At 45.8% G+C, this 14,837-nt stretch carries 14 protein-coding genes; 6 read left to right on the top strand and 8 right to left on the bottom strand.

Features of this window, described 5'->3' with window-relative positions; all coding sequences use genetic code 11:
• Positions 1–438: 438 nt before the first annotated feature.
• From MJ761_RS05240 to MJ761_RS05230, 3 genes are all read right to left on the bottom strand, one after another.
• Complete coding sequence (locus MJ761_RS05240) at positions 439–1,023, bottom strand: RNA 2'-phosphotransferase (RefSeq protein WP_093092277.1); 585 nt, start codon at positions 1,021–1,023, stop codon at positions 439–441.
• Positions 1,024–1,646: 623 nt separating this feature from the next.
• The gene (locus MJ761_RS05235) at positions 1,647–2,681 is read right to left on the bottom strand and encodes an NAD(P)-dependent alcohol dehydrogenase (protein WP_093092256.1); all 1,035 of its coding nucleotides are present in this window, start codon (positions 2,679–2,681) and stop codon (positions 1,647–1,649) included.
• A gap of 250 nt (positions 2,682–2,931) precedes the next feature.
• A complete protein-coding gene (locus MJ761_RS05230; protein ID WP_093092254.1) occupies positions 2,932–3,681 on the bottom strand; it encodes an amino acid ABC transporter permease in 750 nt (249 codons plus the stop codon).
• Positions 3,682–3,921: 240 nt separating this feature from the next.
• On the opposite strand from MJ761_RS05230, the gene ribF reads away from it, so the two are divergent.
• The 6 genes from ribF to MJ761_RS05200 all read left to right on the top strand — a co-directional run bounded on the left by ribF (position 3,922) and on the right by MJ761_RS05200 (position 10,816).
• Positions 3,922–4,851, top strand: a complete 930-nt coding sequence (ribF, locus tag MJ761_RS05225) for a bifunctional riboflavin kinase/FAD synthetase (RefSeq protein ID WP_093092252.1) — start codon at positions 3,922–3,924, stop codon at positions 4,849–4,851.
• A gap of 93 nt (positions 4,852–4,944) precedes the next feature.
• The gene (gene ileS, locus MJ761_RS05220; protein ID WP_093092250.1) at positions 4,945–7,731 is read left to right on the top strand and encodes an isoleucine--tRNA ligase; all 2,787 of its coding nucleotides are present in this window, start codon (positions 4,945–4,947) and stop codon (positions 7,729–7,731) included.
• Positions 7,732–7,835: 104 nt separating this feature from the next.
• Complete coding sequence (gene lspA, locus MJ761_RS05215; RefSeq protein WP_037404887.1) at positions 7,836–8,321, top strand: signal peptidase II; 486 nt, start codon at positions 7,836–7,838, stop codon at positions 8,319–8,321.
• Between the two features lie 43 nt (positions 8,322–8,364).
• The gene (gene ispH / locus MJ761_RS05210; protein ID WP_093092248.1) at positions 8,365–9,306 is read left to right on the top strand and encodes a 4-hydroxy-3-methylbut-2-enyl diphosphate reductase; all 942 of its coding nucleotides are present in this window, start codon (positions 8,365–8,367) and stop codon (positions 9,304–9,306) included.
• On the top strand, positions 9,303–10,004 hold the full coding sequence (locus tag MJ761_RS05205) for an ABC transporter ATP-binding protein (protein WP_093092246.1): 702 nt from the start codon (positions 9,303–9,305) through the stop codon (positions 10,002–10,004). The genes ispH and MJ761_RS05205 overlap by 4 nt, the downstream gene beginning before the upstream one ends.
• A complete protein-coding gene (locus tag MJ761_RS05200) occupies positions 10,004–10,816 on the top strand; it encodes an ABC transporter permease (RefSeq protein ID WP_218060214.1) in 813 nt (270 codons plus the stop codon). The genes MJ761_RS05205 and MJ761_RS05200 overlap by 1 nt, the downstream gene beginning before the upstream one ends.
• A gap of 217 nt (positions 10,817–11,033) precedes the next feature.
• On the opposite strand, the gene MJ761_RS05195 is transcribed toward MJ761_RS05200, so the two are convergent.
• From MJ761_RS05195 to hscA, 5 genes are all read right to left on the bottom strand, one after another.
• Positions 11,034–11,390, bottom strand: coding sequence for an MmcQ/YjbR family DNA-binding protein (locus MJ761_RS05195; protein ID WP_093092244.1), 357 nt, complete (start codon positions 11,388–11,390; stop codon positions 11,034–11,036).
• A 136-nt stretch (positions 11,391–11,526) separates the two neighbouring features.
• On the bottom strand, positions 11,527–11,721 hold the full coding sequence (iscX, locus tag MJ761_RS05190) for a Fe-S cluster assembly protein IscX (RefSeq protein ID WP_037404892.1): 195 nt from the start codon (positions 11,719–11,721) through the stop codon (positions 11,527–11,529).
• Positions 11,722–11,798: 77 nt separating this feature from the next.
• Positions 11,799–12,140, bottom strand: a complete 342-nt coding sequence (fdx, locus tag MJ761_RS05185) for an ISC system 2Fe-2S type ferredoxin (RefSeq protein WP_093092242.1) — start codon at positions 12,138–12,140, stop codon at positions 11,799–11,801.
• Positions 12,141–12,214: 74 nt separating this feature from the next.
• Positions 12,215–12,841, bottom strand: coding sequence for a glutathione S-transferase family protein (locus MJ761_RS05180; protein WP_093092240.1), 627 nt, complete (start codon positions 12,839–12,841; stop codon positions 12,215–12,217).
• A 52-nt stretch (positions 12,842–12,893) separates the two neighbouring features.
• Positions 12,894–14,762, bottom strand: a complete 1,869-nt coding sequence (gene hscA / locus MJ761_RS05175; RefSeq protein ID WP_093092238.1) for a Fe-S protein assembly chaperone HscA — start codon at positions 14,760–14,762, stop codon at positions 12,894–12,896.
• Positions 14,763–14,837: the final 75 nt, after the last annotated feature.

Genomic DNA, 14,837 nt, shown 5'->3' with positions numbered 1-14,837 from the left:
CTTGACCAATTCACTGCGCGATTTTCCTTGCTGATAAAGTTTAACCATTTGTGCTTTGAAATCAGCACTAAAAGAGCGTCGTGCGCGTTTTTGTTGATTCATCATTTTTTCTTTTTTAGAGTTAAGTTTACCTTACCCCCTAAAAAAGTTGTATGAATTAGTGTAGCCTATCCATTGTCTGTGCTTTATAAATTAAGGGATGAGTTTGAACCTTTCGATGAGTTGAATACTTCGATTGAAATTTTGGAAAATTTAAAATCAAAATTATAAGTTTTTGAAATATGTTTGATATGAGTATTTTATTTGGCATGAATTCTGAGATTTATGTTTACTGGTGCGATAAAGGGATAGTATTTGAGTCGCTTTGTTTTAAAAATTTTGATATTGAATAGGTTAATATTTTCTGCTCTTATTCTGTGGTTGTACTCTTAGGGCTATTTATAAGTCTGATACTGTTGCATCAGGCTGATTTCTGTGCTGATATAAATGGAAATATTTTGCCGGTATGGTTTGGGTTAGCCATACGCCATTATCGGCCAGATAGAATTTATAGCCTGCTTGAAACATGGTTAAAGCGTTTATTTGCAAAATAATGGGTTTTCCATGACGCGCGCCGACTGTGGCTGCGGTTTCGGCATTGGTAGACAGATGTACATAATGACGGCTCCCCGGTAGCAGCCCTTGCTGGTTTATTGAGTTTAAGAATCTTGTAGCTGTACCGTGATATAGAAATTCAGGGGGTTTCTGCTCGCTATATGCTATATCAACCTGTTTGGTGGAGTGTCCTTGCGCTGCGCGGATGTTCTGGCCATTTTCGGAAATGGTGAAACGTTTTTTATCGCTGGTCTGTACTATTTGGTCAATTATTTCTCTGTTTAATGTTTCTCCGTGTAGATTTGCCTGTTTTATTAGGATATCGATGTTTACCCACCCATCTGGATTTAGGGTAAGACCTATGGCTTCGGGCTGGTGTCTTAATATGTAGCTTAGAAATTTACTGGTCTGGTTGGTTTTGTTCGTCATTTTGGTTTTCCATTTGTTGATGTTACTGATATTGATTTTATTGCGGAGATAATACATGCTTTGACAAGTGGCAGCCATATGCAGATGCTGCAATGTGTTTCGGATATTGTTAATGATGATAAGAAGTTTATGCGGTATGTGGATTCATATAAACGGGAATATCTGCAATTTGCTTTGGCTTTTGGGATGAGTTCAATTAGTGGTGTTATGAACGGATAGATGTGTAGTTTATCTGGAGTTGAATGAACAAGTTATGTAACTGTGGGTAAGCTATGTTTATAGAATATAAGGTTTTGTTGAAATATAATGATTGTTTATGTTGAGCAAATATTATTGAATGATTAGGTGAGCACTAGTTTGCTGTGGTGACGCTGGATTATATTTATGAAGATGATGTGATTAAGAATATTTTAGATCAGAAACAATAATATTCCGAACAGGTTATTGCGGAAATAGACTCGCTTTTTCTGGCGTGGCTTCTTTCTATACAAGATGCACTGGATGATTTTTTGGATGGTGAGTGGTAAATGATTCAGTTTAAATGGTTATAAGCGGGTGGATGTTTTATATGTAAAACGGGCTGAGGTTGATAAAATCTCTCAGCCCGTTTGTTGTTAAGGAGGTTAAGGAGTTAGTACGGCTCTGCCTTTGATTTGTCCTTTAGCGAGTTTGTCGTATATTTCTAGGGCTTGAGACAAGGGATAGGTGGTGTATTCGATGTCGATAAGGCCTTTTCTTTTCAAATCCAGTACTTCCATTAGTTCGACGCGTGAACCCCAGTAAGGGGTACTGAGTGATGCGCCCCATGGCTGGTTCATGCAGTGCCAATCGAGTTTGCCGCCTCCCAGTCCGACTACTGTCCAGTCTCCGTTTAAGCCGACTGTTTGTGCACCTAAGGCCAGAGTTGGATTATTACCTACAAAGTCGAGTACAACGGCACATTTTTTGACGCCAGTGATGTGGGTAATTTCTTCGACGATGCTATTGGTGTCTCTATCGGTACGGACTACGTAATCTGCACCGTATTTTTTGGCTAATTCCAGTTTGTCGTCGGCAATATCACCCGCAATAATGGTGGCAGAATATACTTTTTTCAGGATTTGTACGGCCATATGTCCTAAACCGCCAATACCTATGACGAAGACGAAAGATGAGGGTGTTATTTTGCTGCTGGAACGTTTGATTGCATGGTATGGGGTTAGTGCTGCATCGGAAAGGGGGGCAACTTGTTCTGGTTGCAATTCATGCAGGGGGATCAGTAAACGACTGGACGGGACAATCATGTATTCGGCCATGCCGCCATTGGTACCCAGACCGCCACCGAGAATGGGAGATTCGGACTGGTGTTCACAGTAGTTTTCCATGGATTGTTGACAGGGTGCGCAGTGGCCGCAGCCCCATGGTCCATAGACCATGACGGCTTCGCCTATTTGAAAGTCTGTAACTCCTTCGCCCAGCTCAGCAATCCAGCCGGCGTTTTCGTGCCCGAGGGTAAATGGTGGTGCTCCATCAGGTATGCCCATATGAATCAGGTGTAAATCGGAATGACAAACACCTGCTGCGCCGATTTTAATTAGTATTTCACCAGCTTTGGGCTTTGGTTTTTCGATTTCGTCTATGCGTATATCATTTTTGGCGTGTAATCTGACGGCTTTCATGGTTCCTCTCTTTCATCTTATTGAGATAGGTATGTAGATAATTAGTTAAGCAATTTCTTTAATTAAAGTCAAGTATTGAATAATTTTATTAGTTATATTTAATGTGTTCACTATTGACAGATGGCGGTTAATTATTTTTATTGCTTGTTAAGCAGATGTTTTGGTAGGAGTTGAATAAAGACAGGGCTGCCGGATAAATCCGGCAGCCCTGTCTAATTGGTTTTGTTTATTTTCTTGCAATGATTATGAGTTAATGCTGATAGCCTTTATTGTATTTTTTCTCCAGCGATGAGAAGAACCAGCTTAGGGCTATGGTCATAATCAGGTAAATGATGGCAATTGTGTAAAGCGGGGTGTCGTAGGTAAGGTAACGTCCGGCTGCGGCTCGGGCGGCAAAGGCGAGCTCGGCAACGGCGATGGCTGAAAGCAGGGAGCTGTCTTTAAGTAGGGTGATGAATTCGTTCCCAATCGGTGGCAGCATGCGACGGATGGCTTGGGGCAGGATGACGTAGCGCATGGCTTGTGTGTAGCTGAGACCAAGGGAGCGAGATGCTTCAAACTGGCCGCGATCAATTGATTGGATGCCTGCGCGGAAGATTTCGGTGATGTAGGCACCAGAGTTAACGGAAAGTGCCAGTATACCGGCAATGAGTGCACCATAGTTGCGGCGCAGTTCGATGGCGAGATCGCCGCTGATAATCAGGCCGTCGGTGGGGTTGATAAGGAGCGGAAACCAGACGAAGTACCAGATGAAAATCTGTACGAATAAGGGTGTGCCACGAAAGATGGTGACATATAGTAGTGAGATCTGCCGCAATACCCATACTAGGGCTCGCACGGGTAAGCCGCCTTTTTCTATGCGGATTACGCGGGCAATGGCACATATTAGGCCAAGTAAGGTGCCCATCAATGTGGAGATTAAGGTGACGCCAAGGGTGGTAAGTGCGCCGTAATAAAACATTTCGCGGTATTCGTAGATGATGTCGAAACGAAAGGCCATTGTGTTACCTAATGTGGTTTTTGAGATGTTGCATGCAGTTGGCTGTGAGAAGCCTTAGCGCTAAATAACCGCTATTTTAGCAAGAAATGCTGTTTTATCTGTATGAAATTTGTTTGCTATTGAGAATAAAGCAGATTTGCAGGTTGATGGGGTGGGAAAATGCTGATTAATTACGCTGGCTAAGGTTGGCTGAAATGTTTACAATGGTGCGTTTTATTATTTGATTCATTCAAGAATTGTATGCAAGTTTGGTTGGGGAGCGGGCAGCAGCCGGGTTGGTCTGGCGGTACGGCAGTAACAATCGGTAATTTTGATGGGGTGCACTGTGGGCATCGGCATATTTTACTGCGTTTACGTCAGGAAGCCTGTCAGCGCGGGCTTGGTTCGGTAGTAATGATATTTGAGCCGCAACCTCAGGAGTTTTTTGCGCAGCAGGCAGGGAAAACTTTGCCTTTCCGGTTGACGCCTTTGCGCGATAAGTTGAATTTGCTTGCTGCAAGTGGTTGTGTGGATGCGGTATATGTGTTGCGGTTCAATCAGCAGTTTGCATCTATGCAGCCGATGGATTTTATCAGGCAGATGCTGATGAAACAGTTATCTGCGCGCTATTTGCTGGTGGGTGATGATTTTCGTTTTGGCGCACACCGCAGTGGTGATTTTGCTTTGTTACAGGAGCAGACTAGTTTTGTAACGGAGCGTACGCCATCTGTGCTGGTTGAGGATGTGCGTGCATCCAGTACGGCGGTACGGATGGCGCTGGCAGCTGGTAATCTGGCTTATGCGCGGTTGTTGCTGGGACATGACTATACGCTCAGTGGCCGGGTGAAGCATGGTGCTAAGCTGGGGCGTGAGCTGGGTTGTCCGACAGCCAATATACATTTGCCAGCTTTGCATTATGCGCTAAACGGGGTGTTTGTGGTGGATGTGGTTGGTGCTTTCGGGCGTAAGCGGGGCGTGGCCAGTTTTGGTAAAAATCCAACGGTATCTGCGGGTAGTCAGCAGAAGCTTGAGGTGCATATTTTTGATTGTGCTGATGATTTATACGGGCAACGTTTACAGGTGCATTTTTTGCACAAGTTGCGTGATGAGTTGAAGTTTGATTCGCTGACGGCGTTGCAGGCGCAGATTTTTGCTGATATGGATGCGGCGCGAATATGGCAGGCTACCTGAATTGCCAGATGGTATTTGGGTGGCCGTAAAAAATTGTTGAATTGTATTGTTATTGTATTATTAGATAATTAGATATATTTTGAAGAGAAGGTCATGACTGACTATAGTAAAACTGTAAATTTGTTGGATACGCCGTTTCCGATGCGCGGTAATCTGGCTAAGCGTGAAGGTAGCTGGCTGAAATCATGGTATGAGCAAAAACGTTATCAGAAGCTGCGCAAGCTGGCTGCCGGACGGCCAAAGTTTATTCTGCATGATGGCCCTCCATATGCCAATGGTGATATTCATATTGGTCATGCTGTGAATAAGGTGTTGAAGGATATTATTATTCGCAGTAAGACGCTGGCCGGATTTGATGCGCCTTATGTGCCGGGCTGGGATTGTCATGGTTTGCCGATTGAGCTGATGGTAGAAAAGAAGCATGGCAAGAATATTCCGGCGGCAAAGTTCCGTGAGTTATGCCGTGAGTATGCGCACGAACAGATTGCGCGGCAGAAACAGGATTTTATGCGTCTGGGTGTGCTGGGTGACTGGGAACATCCTTATCTGACTATGGACTATAAGACTGAGGCAGATATTGTGCGTACTCTGGGCCGGATTCAGCAGGGTGGTTATTTGTACCGTGGTGAAAAACCGGTGCAGTTCTGTCTGGATTGTGGTTCTTCTTTGGCGGAGGCCGAAGTAGAGTATAAGGATAAGGTGTCTTTTGCGATTGATGTGGCGTATCAGTTTAAGGATAACGCTGCTGTGGCGCAGGCTTTTGGTTTAAATGAGGTATTGGGTGAGGCTTATGGTGTTATCTGGACGACAACGCCATGGACTTTGCCAGCCAGTCAGGCAATTTGTGTAGGGCCGGAGGTGGTTTATCAGTTGGTTGATACGCCTAAAGGTAAGCTGGTACTGGCTAAGGAGCTGGCAGAAGCTGCTTTTGGTCGCTATGGCTTTGGTGCTGATGATACGGCGGTACTGGCTGAGGTAGCTGGGCGGAAGCTGGAAAATCTGCATTTGAATCATCCATTTTTGGATCGGGATATTCCGGTGTTGCTGGGTGAGCATGTGACTACTGAGGCTGGTACCGGTATGGTACACACGGCACCGGCGCATGGTTTGGATGACTATTTTGCCTGTCTGCGTTATGGAATTCAGTTGTATAACCCGGTGAATGCTGAAGGACGCTATATCAGTGATGTGCCACGCGTGGCTGGTATGACGGTCTGGGAAGGTAATCCGGTGGTGATTGACTGGGTGGCTGAAGAGGGTAAGTTGCTCTCTAACGGTAAAATTACGCATAGTTATGCGCATTGCTGGCGCCATAAAACGCCTTTGATCTATCGGGCAACCGGTCAGTGGTTTATCGGTATGGATAAGGATGGTGCTGATGGTAAAACGCTGCGTAATAAGGCCATGGATGCGGTTGATGCAACTGAGTTTTTCCCTGCTTGGGGTCGTGCACGTCTGGAGGCGATGATTGAAGGGCGTCCGGACTGGGTGGTATCTCGTCAGCGTTACTGGGGTACACCGATGGCGTTTTTTGCGCATAAGGAAACTGGCCAGCTGCATCCGCGTTCAGCTGAGTTGCTGGAAGAGGTAGCTAAACGGATTGAGCAGCACGGGATTGAGGCATGGTTTGCGCTGGACAAGCATGAATTGTTAGGCGCAGATGCAGACGAGTATGACAAGTTGCCGGATACGCTGGATGTATGGTTTGATTCTGGCAGTACTCATTATGCGGTATTGCGCCAGCGTCCAGAGTTGGCTTGGCCGGCTGATTTGTATCTGGAGGGTTCGGATCAGCATCGTGGCTGGTTCCAGTCTTCGTTGCTGACTGCCTGTGCTACGGTTGGCAGTGCTCCGTATAAACAGTTGTTGACTCATGGTTTTGTGGTGGACGGTAATGGGCAGAAAATGTCTAAATCTGTGGGTAATGTGGTCGCACCGCAAAAGGTGAATGACAGTCTGGGCGCGGATATTCTGCGTTTATGGGTGGCATCTACGGATTATTCTGGTGAGCTGGCAATTTCTGATGAAATTCTGAAACGAGTTTCTGAAAGTTATCGTCGCTTGCGTAATACGCTGCGCTTTTTGCTGGCCAATCTGAGTGATTTTAATCCGGATACGGATGCTGTGGCTGTTGCTGATATGCTGGAACTGGATCGTTATGCTCTGGTACTGGCACAGCAGTTACAGGAACGTGTGGCTGGTGATTATTTTGCTCGCTATGCATTCCATTTTGCGGTACAGGATATTGTGCATTTCTGTTCTGAGGATATGGGTGCTTTCTATCTGGATATTCTGAAAGACCGTTTGTACACGATGCAGGCTGATAGTCATGGCCGTCGTAGTGCGCAGACTGCGCTGTATCATATTACGCGTAATCTGGTGTTGTTACTGAGCCCGATTCTTTGTTTTACTGCTGAGGAAGCATGGGCGGTATTGACAGGTGATGATGAGGACAGTGTGCTGTACCATACTATGCATGTGTTCCCGTCTATGGCAGAAGCTGAGGTGGCTGGGCTGATGCAGAAATGGCAGGCGGTGCGTGCGGTACGGGATACGGTGAATGGGGCAATTGAGTCGTTGCGTGCTGACAAAAGTGTTGGATCTTCATTGCAGGCTGATGTAGCTATTCGGGTGCCGGCGCAAATGCTGCCTTTTGTAAGTGCGCTTGGTGATGAGCTACGTTTTGTGCTGATGGTGGCTAAGGTAACGGTGGAGGAGGGCGCTGAGCTATCCGCTACTGTGACTGTGGATCAGGGCACTAAATGTGAACGTTGTTGGCATTATACGGATGATGTTGGTACAGACCCGCAGCACCCGACTATCTGTGGTCGTTGTGCGCTTAATATTGATGGTGCTGGTGAACAACGGTTGTATGCTTGATGCAGGATGATGGCTCTTTTGTTGCCAGTTATGCTGGTATGATTTGAATAACTCAGGCGTGGCAGATTTGGTCGGTCACGCCTGTTGTGGTTTTGGGTAAGGTTATGCAACGTAAAAAAATGTTTTTGTATGGTGCAATTATCATTTTGGGTTTGATAGCTGATCAGTTGTCGAAGTATATGATTTTGCAGCATGTGCAATATTTGGAAAGAATGCCGGTCATACCGGGTTTTTTTGATTTGACTTTGGTGTACAACCCGGGTGCAGCGTTTAGTTTTCTTGCTGATGCGGGTGGCTGGCAAAAGTTCTTTTTTATGGGATTGGCGCTGATTATCTGTATTTACTTGCTGCAAGCTATTATCCGGGATGAATTCGGGGCGATGGGCAAGTTAGCTGCTGCGCTGATTATCGGAGGCGCTATTGGTAATGTAGTTGACCGGCTGGTGCATGGGCATGTGGTTGATTTTCTGCTGTTCTACTACCATAATTGGTTTTATCCGGCATTTAATGTTGCTGATAGTCTGATTTGTGTTGGGGCGGTGTTGCTGGTGCTGGAAAGTATTTTTCATCAAAAGAGAAAGGCAGTCTGATTGATTTGTCTGTGGTGAAATCGGCCAGATAACGGAAAGTTTAATGAGTAACAAGAAGATTTTGCTGGCCAATCCGCGTGGATTTTGTGCTGGTGTTGACCGTGCTATCAGTATTGTGGAACGGGCACTGGAGGAATATGGTGCACCGATTTATGTACGGCATGAAGTGGTACATAATAAGTTTGTGGTCGATAATCTGCGTAATAAGGGTGCAGTATTTATTGAAAATCTGGATGATGTGCCGCCGGAAGCAACGCTGATTTATTCGGCTCATGGTGTATCGCAGGCTGTACAACAGGAGGCGGTGGCACGAGGTTTTCGTATTTTTGATGCTACCTGCCCTTTGGTGACCAAGGTACACAAGGAGGTGTCACGGCTTGATGAGCAGGGCTATCAGATTGTGATGATTGGCCATAAAGGCCATCCCGAGGTTGAAGGGACGATGGGGCAATTGCCGCCAGGTGCGATGTTGCTGGTGGAAACAGTGGCTGATGTGGCCGGTTTAGAGGTTCGTAATGAGGACAAGCTGGCACATGTGAGCCAGACAACGCTTTCGGTTGATGAAACCAGTGGGATTATTGCTGCGTTGAAACAGCGTTTTCCTAATATTAAAAGTCCGCATAAAGAGGATATTTGTTATGCAACCACTAATCGTCAGGAAGCAGTAAAGAAGCTTGCTGCGATCTGCGATGTGGTAATTGTGGTGGGTTCTCCCAATAGTTCGAACAGTAATCGTTTGCGTGAGGTTGCAGCTTTACTTGGTGTTGATGCTTATATGGTTGACAATGCCGGTTGTCTGCAAACGCAGTGGTTCAGCGGGAAGCAGCGGGTAGGCATTACTGCCGGTGCTTCTGCACCGGAGGTGCTGGTGAATGATGTTGTACAGACTATTGTTTCTTGGGGGTACCCAACAGTGACTGAGGATGCCGGTGTGGAGGAAAATATTATGTTTGTGCTGCCGAAAGAACTGCGTAGTTCATCATGAGTACGCTTGTTTTATCCGGTAAGGGTGTGTATCAGCGCGCTCATGATGATGGCAGGATGCTATTGCAGGATATTGATTTTCAGCTTATGGCTGGCGCGCGTGTGGCTATCAGTGGTGCATCAGGGGCAGGAAAATCGGTTTTTTTGCGCACAATTTCCTTGCTGGATTTACCTGCTGCGGGTACGTTGTACCGTTATAATCAGCCTGTGCGCTTAAATGCACGCTGTATTGCGCAGCATCGCAGCCAGATTGCCTATGTCCGGCAACAGGCTATGCTGATTCCGGGTACTGTACGCGATAATTTGCGGCTGCCTTTTACTTTGCGTTTTTATCAGCAAAAGCAATTTCAGCCAGATTATGTGCAACAAGTATTGCAGAATTTGGGCAAGGATGAAAATTTTCTGGAGCGTGATGCAACGGATTTATCTGGTGGTGAAGCACAATTGGTATGTTTGCTGCGCATATTGCAGTTAAAGCCACCGGTTTTGTTGCTGGATGAACCAACCGCTTCGCTGGATGAAGACTCTGCCCGTGCGGTACAGAAACTGGTTAATCAGTGGCAGCAGGATAATCCTGAGGCTGCTTATATGTGGATTTCGCATAGTGAGCAGCAGGTGATGGAAGTAGGCGATGAAATCTGGTATCTGGATGCTGGTAGGATTACTCATACCCGAAAATCAGCACAGGCTGGGAGGTAATGATGCAAGGGGCTAATGATATTAGTATTGCGGAAATGGCTTTGGCTTCGCTACTGATTCTGGTGAGTGCCGGTGTTTCATTATGGCTGAGGCTGGGTCTGACCAAGCGTATTTTGGTGTCGGCAGTGCGGGCTGTGGTGCAATTATCGATTGTTGGTTTGCTGCTGAAATGGATATTTGCGGCTAATCAATGGTATTGGGTACTGCTGATTATTGTTGTCATGACTGTGATAGCCGGTTTTTCGGCGCGTTCGCGTGGTAGCTATGTTTATCGTGGTCTGACGCGGGATGCTTTATCTTCGGTTTGGCTGGCTTCGTGGCTGAGTGCGGCAGTAGGGCTGTATGCGGTGCTGCATATTCAGCCGTGGTATTCACCGCAATATGTGATTCCTATTTTAGGCATGGTGCTGGGTAATTGTTTGACGGCTGTAGCTTTGTGCTTGGATCGGTTAACGCAGGATTTACGCCAGCAACAGGCGCGGGTTGAAGTGATGCTGTCTATGGGGGCAACAGGCTGGGAAGCGTATAGGGATACTGCGCGCTCGGCGGTAGTGGCCGGTATGTTGCCAACGATTAATCAGTTAAGTGTGGTAGGGCTGGTAAGCCTGCCGGGTATGATTACTGGGCAGATTCTGGCTGGTGCTTCGCCGGATCAGGCAATTCGTTTTCAGTTGCTAACTATGTTTCTGATTTGTGCTGGTTCGGCTGGTGGCTGTTTGTTATGTGCGGTGTTGGTCTATCGCCATGTATTTAATCGCTGCTGGCAGTTTTGTAGCTGGCGTTTGCAACGCCGAAAAGTGGAAAAGGTTTAGGTTTTCCAGTTGGATAAGCTGGTTAGCTATGATGGCAGATCAATATTCTTTATTGTTAATCTAAACTCTAATTGATTAATTTTTGCAGGGTAAGTAGTGCACAAAATATGCTGTAATTTCGATTTTAGTTTCCATTTTTAGAAGTTAGTTGTTTAAAGCACTGATTATTAGTTTAGTCAGTGCCATTTATTTTGTTGTTAAGTGTTATCCGTCAAGTTTAAATAGTTAATTTGTAGCTATAGTCTAATAAACTGATTATTTGTTCGAATGGTACCGAACCGTCTAATAATATTGTAAGCCAGTTATTTTTATTCATATGATAAGCTGGAAATAATCCGGAACTATTTTTGATGGTAGAAATGAGTTCTGGATCGGATTTGATATTGAGTATTTCCACTTTGTCATTAGTGTTAATGCCTAATTTATTTTTCTCAACTACCATAATTAAGCCAAACCATTTACGATTACTCTTGTGTCGAAGTACTTTATAATCAGGAAATTTCTTAAACGGATGATCAATTTGAATATCAGTCAATGTTTGGGTGTATTCAATTAATCTGTTTTTAAGGCTCATGATTATTTCCTTTTTTCAATTCACTAAAGCTAATGTTTACTCCGTAGAATGGCTAATCGGTTTGGCTGCAAATAGTTGAGTGCTGTTGCCGAGATTAAATTGTTGCTGGCATTGTGGTGGTTGGATGTAGTTAGACTCAGGCAGTTTCGTCAATCCATGCTTGCTGAATTGCTTCAAGTATGCGTTCGCCACAGTGTTCAGGTTTGTCATCAAATTCTGGTAAGGCCAGTATCAGTTCGCGCAGTTGGGTAAAACGAATGTTGACAGGGTCAATGTCTTCGTGGCGGTCTGCCAGTTCTTCGGCAATGCGGTGTATATCAGTCCATTTCATGGTGTAAATCTGTATTGATGCGGATGATTGGCAAGGGAATATAAAGTTTCAGGGTGGTTTACCGATACGGTTTAATTTTAATGCTCTTCACGCGCGTGGTTAATGGTGTATTTGGGGATTTCAATTGTGACGTCATGGTCAGCCAGTTTTGCCTGACAGCTCAGGCGTGAATCTGCTTCCAGCCCCCAAGCCTGATCCAGTAAATCTTCTTCCTGTTCGGTTGGTTCAGGCAGGTTGTCGTATCCTGTTCGAATAAGAACATGACAGGTTGTACAGGCACAGGATTGCTCGCAAGCGTGTTCAATTTCAATATCATGCTCAAGTAATGCATCACAAATGCTGGTTCCTGAGGGAATGTTGTCTAATACTTTTCCTTCAGGACAGAGTTGAGGATGAGGCAGTACAGTAATTTTGGGCATGGTGGTTCCGTATTTCTAAATAATGCAGGCGTGGCTGGTTTTAAGAAGTGCAATTAGCCACGCCGAGGTTGGTATTAAATCAGTCTTTGAGCTTTCAATACAGCGGTGACGCCGTCATCAGCTTCTACGCGCTGATAAAATGCATTCAGGTTATGGTATTGGCTCAGGTCAATTTTACATCTTTGCGCCCAGCGCATTTCTATATAAACGTAAACATCGGCAATACTGATGCTGTTCCCGGTTAAGTAATCCTGTTGTGCCACAACTTGATCAATTCCAGCAAACATTTTGGCTACTGCATCACAGGCATTGGTTTTAAGCTTGTTTTGTGCTTCTTCGCCCTCAATCATTCTGGCTGCACCAAAAATAGGTTTGAATCCTGAATGTAAATCACTATTGGCAAAAGCTAACCACTGACGTGCTTTGGCACGGGCTTTAGGATCATTGTTGGCTGCGACACCATAAATACCTTTGTCGGGCGCAAGGTCATTAATGTAATCGATAATGGCTATGTTCTGGCTAAGTGCCCAGTTACCGTCTGTAAGTAAAGGTACTTGGCCTTGTGGATTCAAGGCCAGATATTGTGCCGATTTAACGGTGTCGCGACCTACTTCTTCAGCAGTGTATTGCAGCCCGCTCCATTGCAGGGCCACATGTGGGACGAATGAACAGGTACCAGCTATGTAATATAGTTTTAACATTTTGTTATCTCCTATGTATAGGCAAACATTTTGATGTGTCTGCGGGAAAATCTCAGATTTCACTGACGTTTTTGCCTTGTAGGGCGCGCTGAATATTGCGGTTCATGCGTCTGGCCGCAAACTCATCAGTTGCGTGACTCAGGCTATGTATGGCATCGCGGATATCCTGTGCATGGCCATGCTTAATCTGGTGTTGGGTTTGGTCAAGTGCTGTCTGAATGGCCTGCTGTTCTTCGCTGCTGAGTAAATCAGCATCCAGTGTCAGGGCGCTACTAACCGCTGCAATAATGCTTTCTGCTTCTACTGTGGCTTCAGCACGGGCACGCTGCTGGGCATCCGCCTGTGCATGAGTAAAACTGTCTTTCAGCATTTGGGTAATGACGGTATCGTCTAAGCCATACGATGGTTTCACTTCAATATGAGCTTGTACGCCTGTGGTTTGTTCGCGGGCAGATACCGATAATAAGCCATCAGCATCGACCTGAAATGTTACCCGTATGCGAGCTGCTCCGGCCGCCATTGGTGGAATGCCGCGCAGGGTAAATTGTGCCAGACTGCGACAATCGCTAACCAGTTCGCGTTCGCCTTGAACCACATGGATCATCATAGCCGTTTGGCCATCTTTAAAAGTTGTAAATTCTTGAGCACGGGCAGTGGGCAAGGTGCTGTTACGCGGAATTACTTTTTCTACCAGCCCACCATAAGTTTCTAGACCGAGTGATAATGGGGTTACGTCCAGCAGTAACCACTCATCATCATTTTTATTGCCGGCCAGTACATTAGCCTGCATGGCCGCTCCTAGTGCCACTACTTCATCGGGATTGAGGTTATTCAGTGGTGTTTGACCAAAGAAAGTTGCTACAGCCTGCTGCACATGTAGCATACGGGTAGCACCACCTACCATGATTACGCCTTTGATATCAGTTTTGCTGATATTGGCATCACGCATGGCCTGTTTAACTGGTTCCAGTGTTTTGGCCACCAGTGGCTGGGTTAGCTGATGGAAGGTATCGCGACTGATTTCAGTGAGAATCTGCTGGCCATTGGAGAGGGTAGCTGCAATGGTGGTTGACGCTTCATTGGTCAGGGCTTCTTTGGCTGCACGCGAGAGCGATTGTAATAGTGCACTGTCCTGCGCATTTAATTGAGATAGTTTATTCTGTTCCAGCAACCAGCAGAACAGACGCTGATCGAAGTCGTCACCACCTAAGGCACTGTTGCCATTAGTTGCTTTAACTTCAAATAAGCCGCGGCTTAGGGTTAAAACTGACACATCAAATGTTCCGCCACCAAGATCGTAAACAATGAATGTTCCTTCTGCGGCATTATCCAGACCATAGGCAATGGCAGCAGCAGTTGGCTCATTAAGTAACCGTAAAACATGCAAACCTGCCAGCCGGGCGGCATCTTTGGTTGCCTGACGCTGTGCATCGTCAAAATAAGCTGGTACTGTAATTACGACACCGGCAAGTTCTCCGCCTAAGCTATTTTCTGCCCGCGTTTTCAAAACACGCAGGATATCAGCGGAAACATCAATCGGGGTTTTATTACCGGCGCGAGTGTGAATACTGATGATGCGCTCATCATTCGTAAAATGATAAGGTAAATAGCGGGTTTCAGATTGATTTCTGATATCGTCTAGGCTACGGCCAATCAAACGTTTAGCTGAACTGATGGTGTTAGCTGGGTCAATGCGCTGGGCTTTTAATGCGTCTGTTCCTACTTCCGGAGGACAATCCTGTTGATAACGTACAACTGAGGGCAGTGTAATCCGCCCCTGTTCATCTGCAAGGCATTCTGCATGGCCACTGCGTATGGTTGCCACCAGACTATTGGTTGTACCTAAGTCAATACCAACAGCACGGCGGTGTTCATGCGGGGCAGAGGATAGGCCGGGCTCGGCAATTTGCAATAAGGCCATAATCTGAATTTTGTCCTGATTTTAAAAATGACTTAACGATTTGATTTTTTTCAAACCATGTTTGCTGCTATAACG

This window comes from Snodgrassella communis, assembly GCF_914768045.1.
Taxonomy (GTDB): domain Bacteria; phylum Pseudomonadota; class Gammaproteobacteria; order Burkholderiales; family Neisseriaceae; genus Snodgrassella; species Snodgrassella communis.
This window is presented reverse-complemented; position numbering and strand designations above follow the sequence as displayed.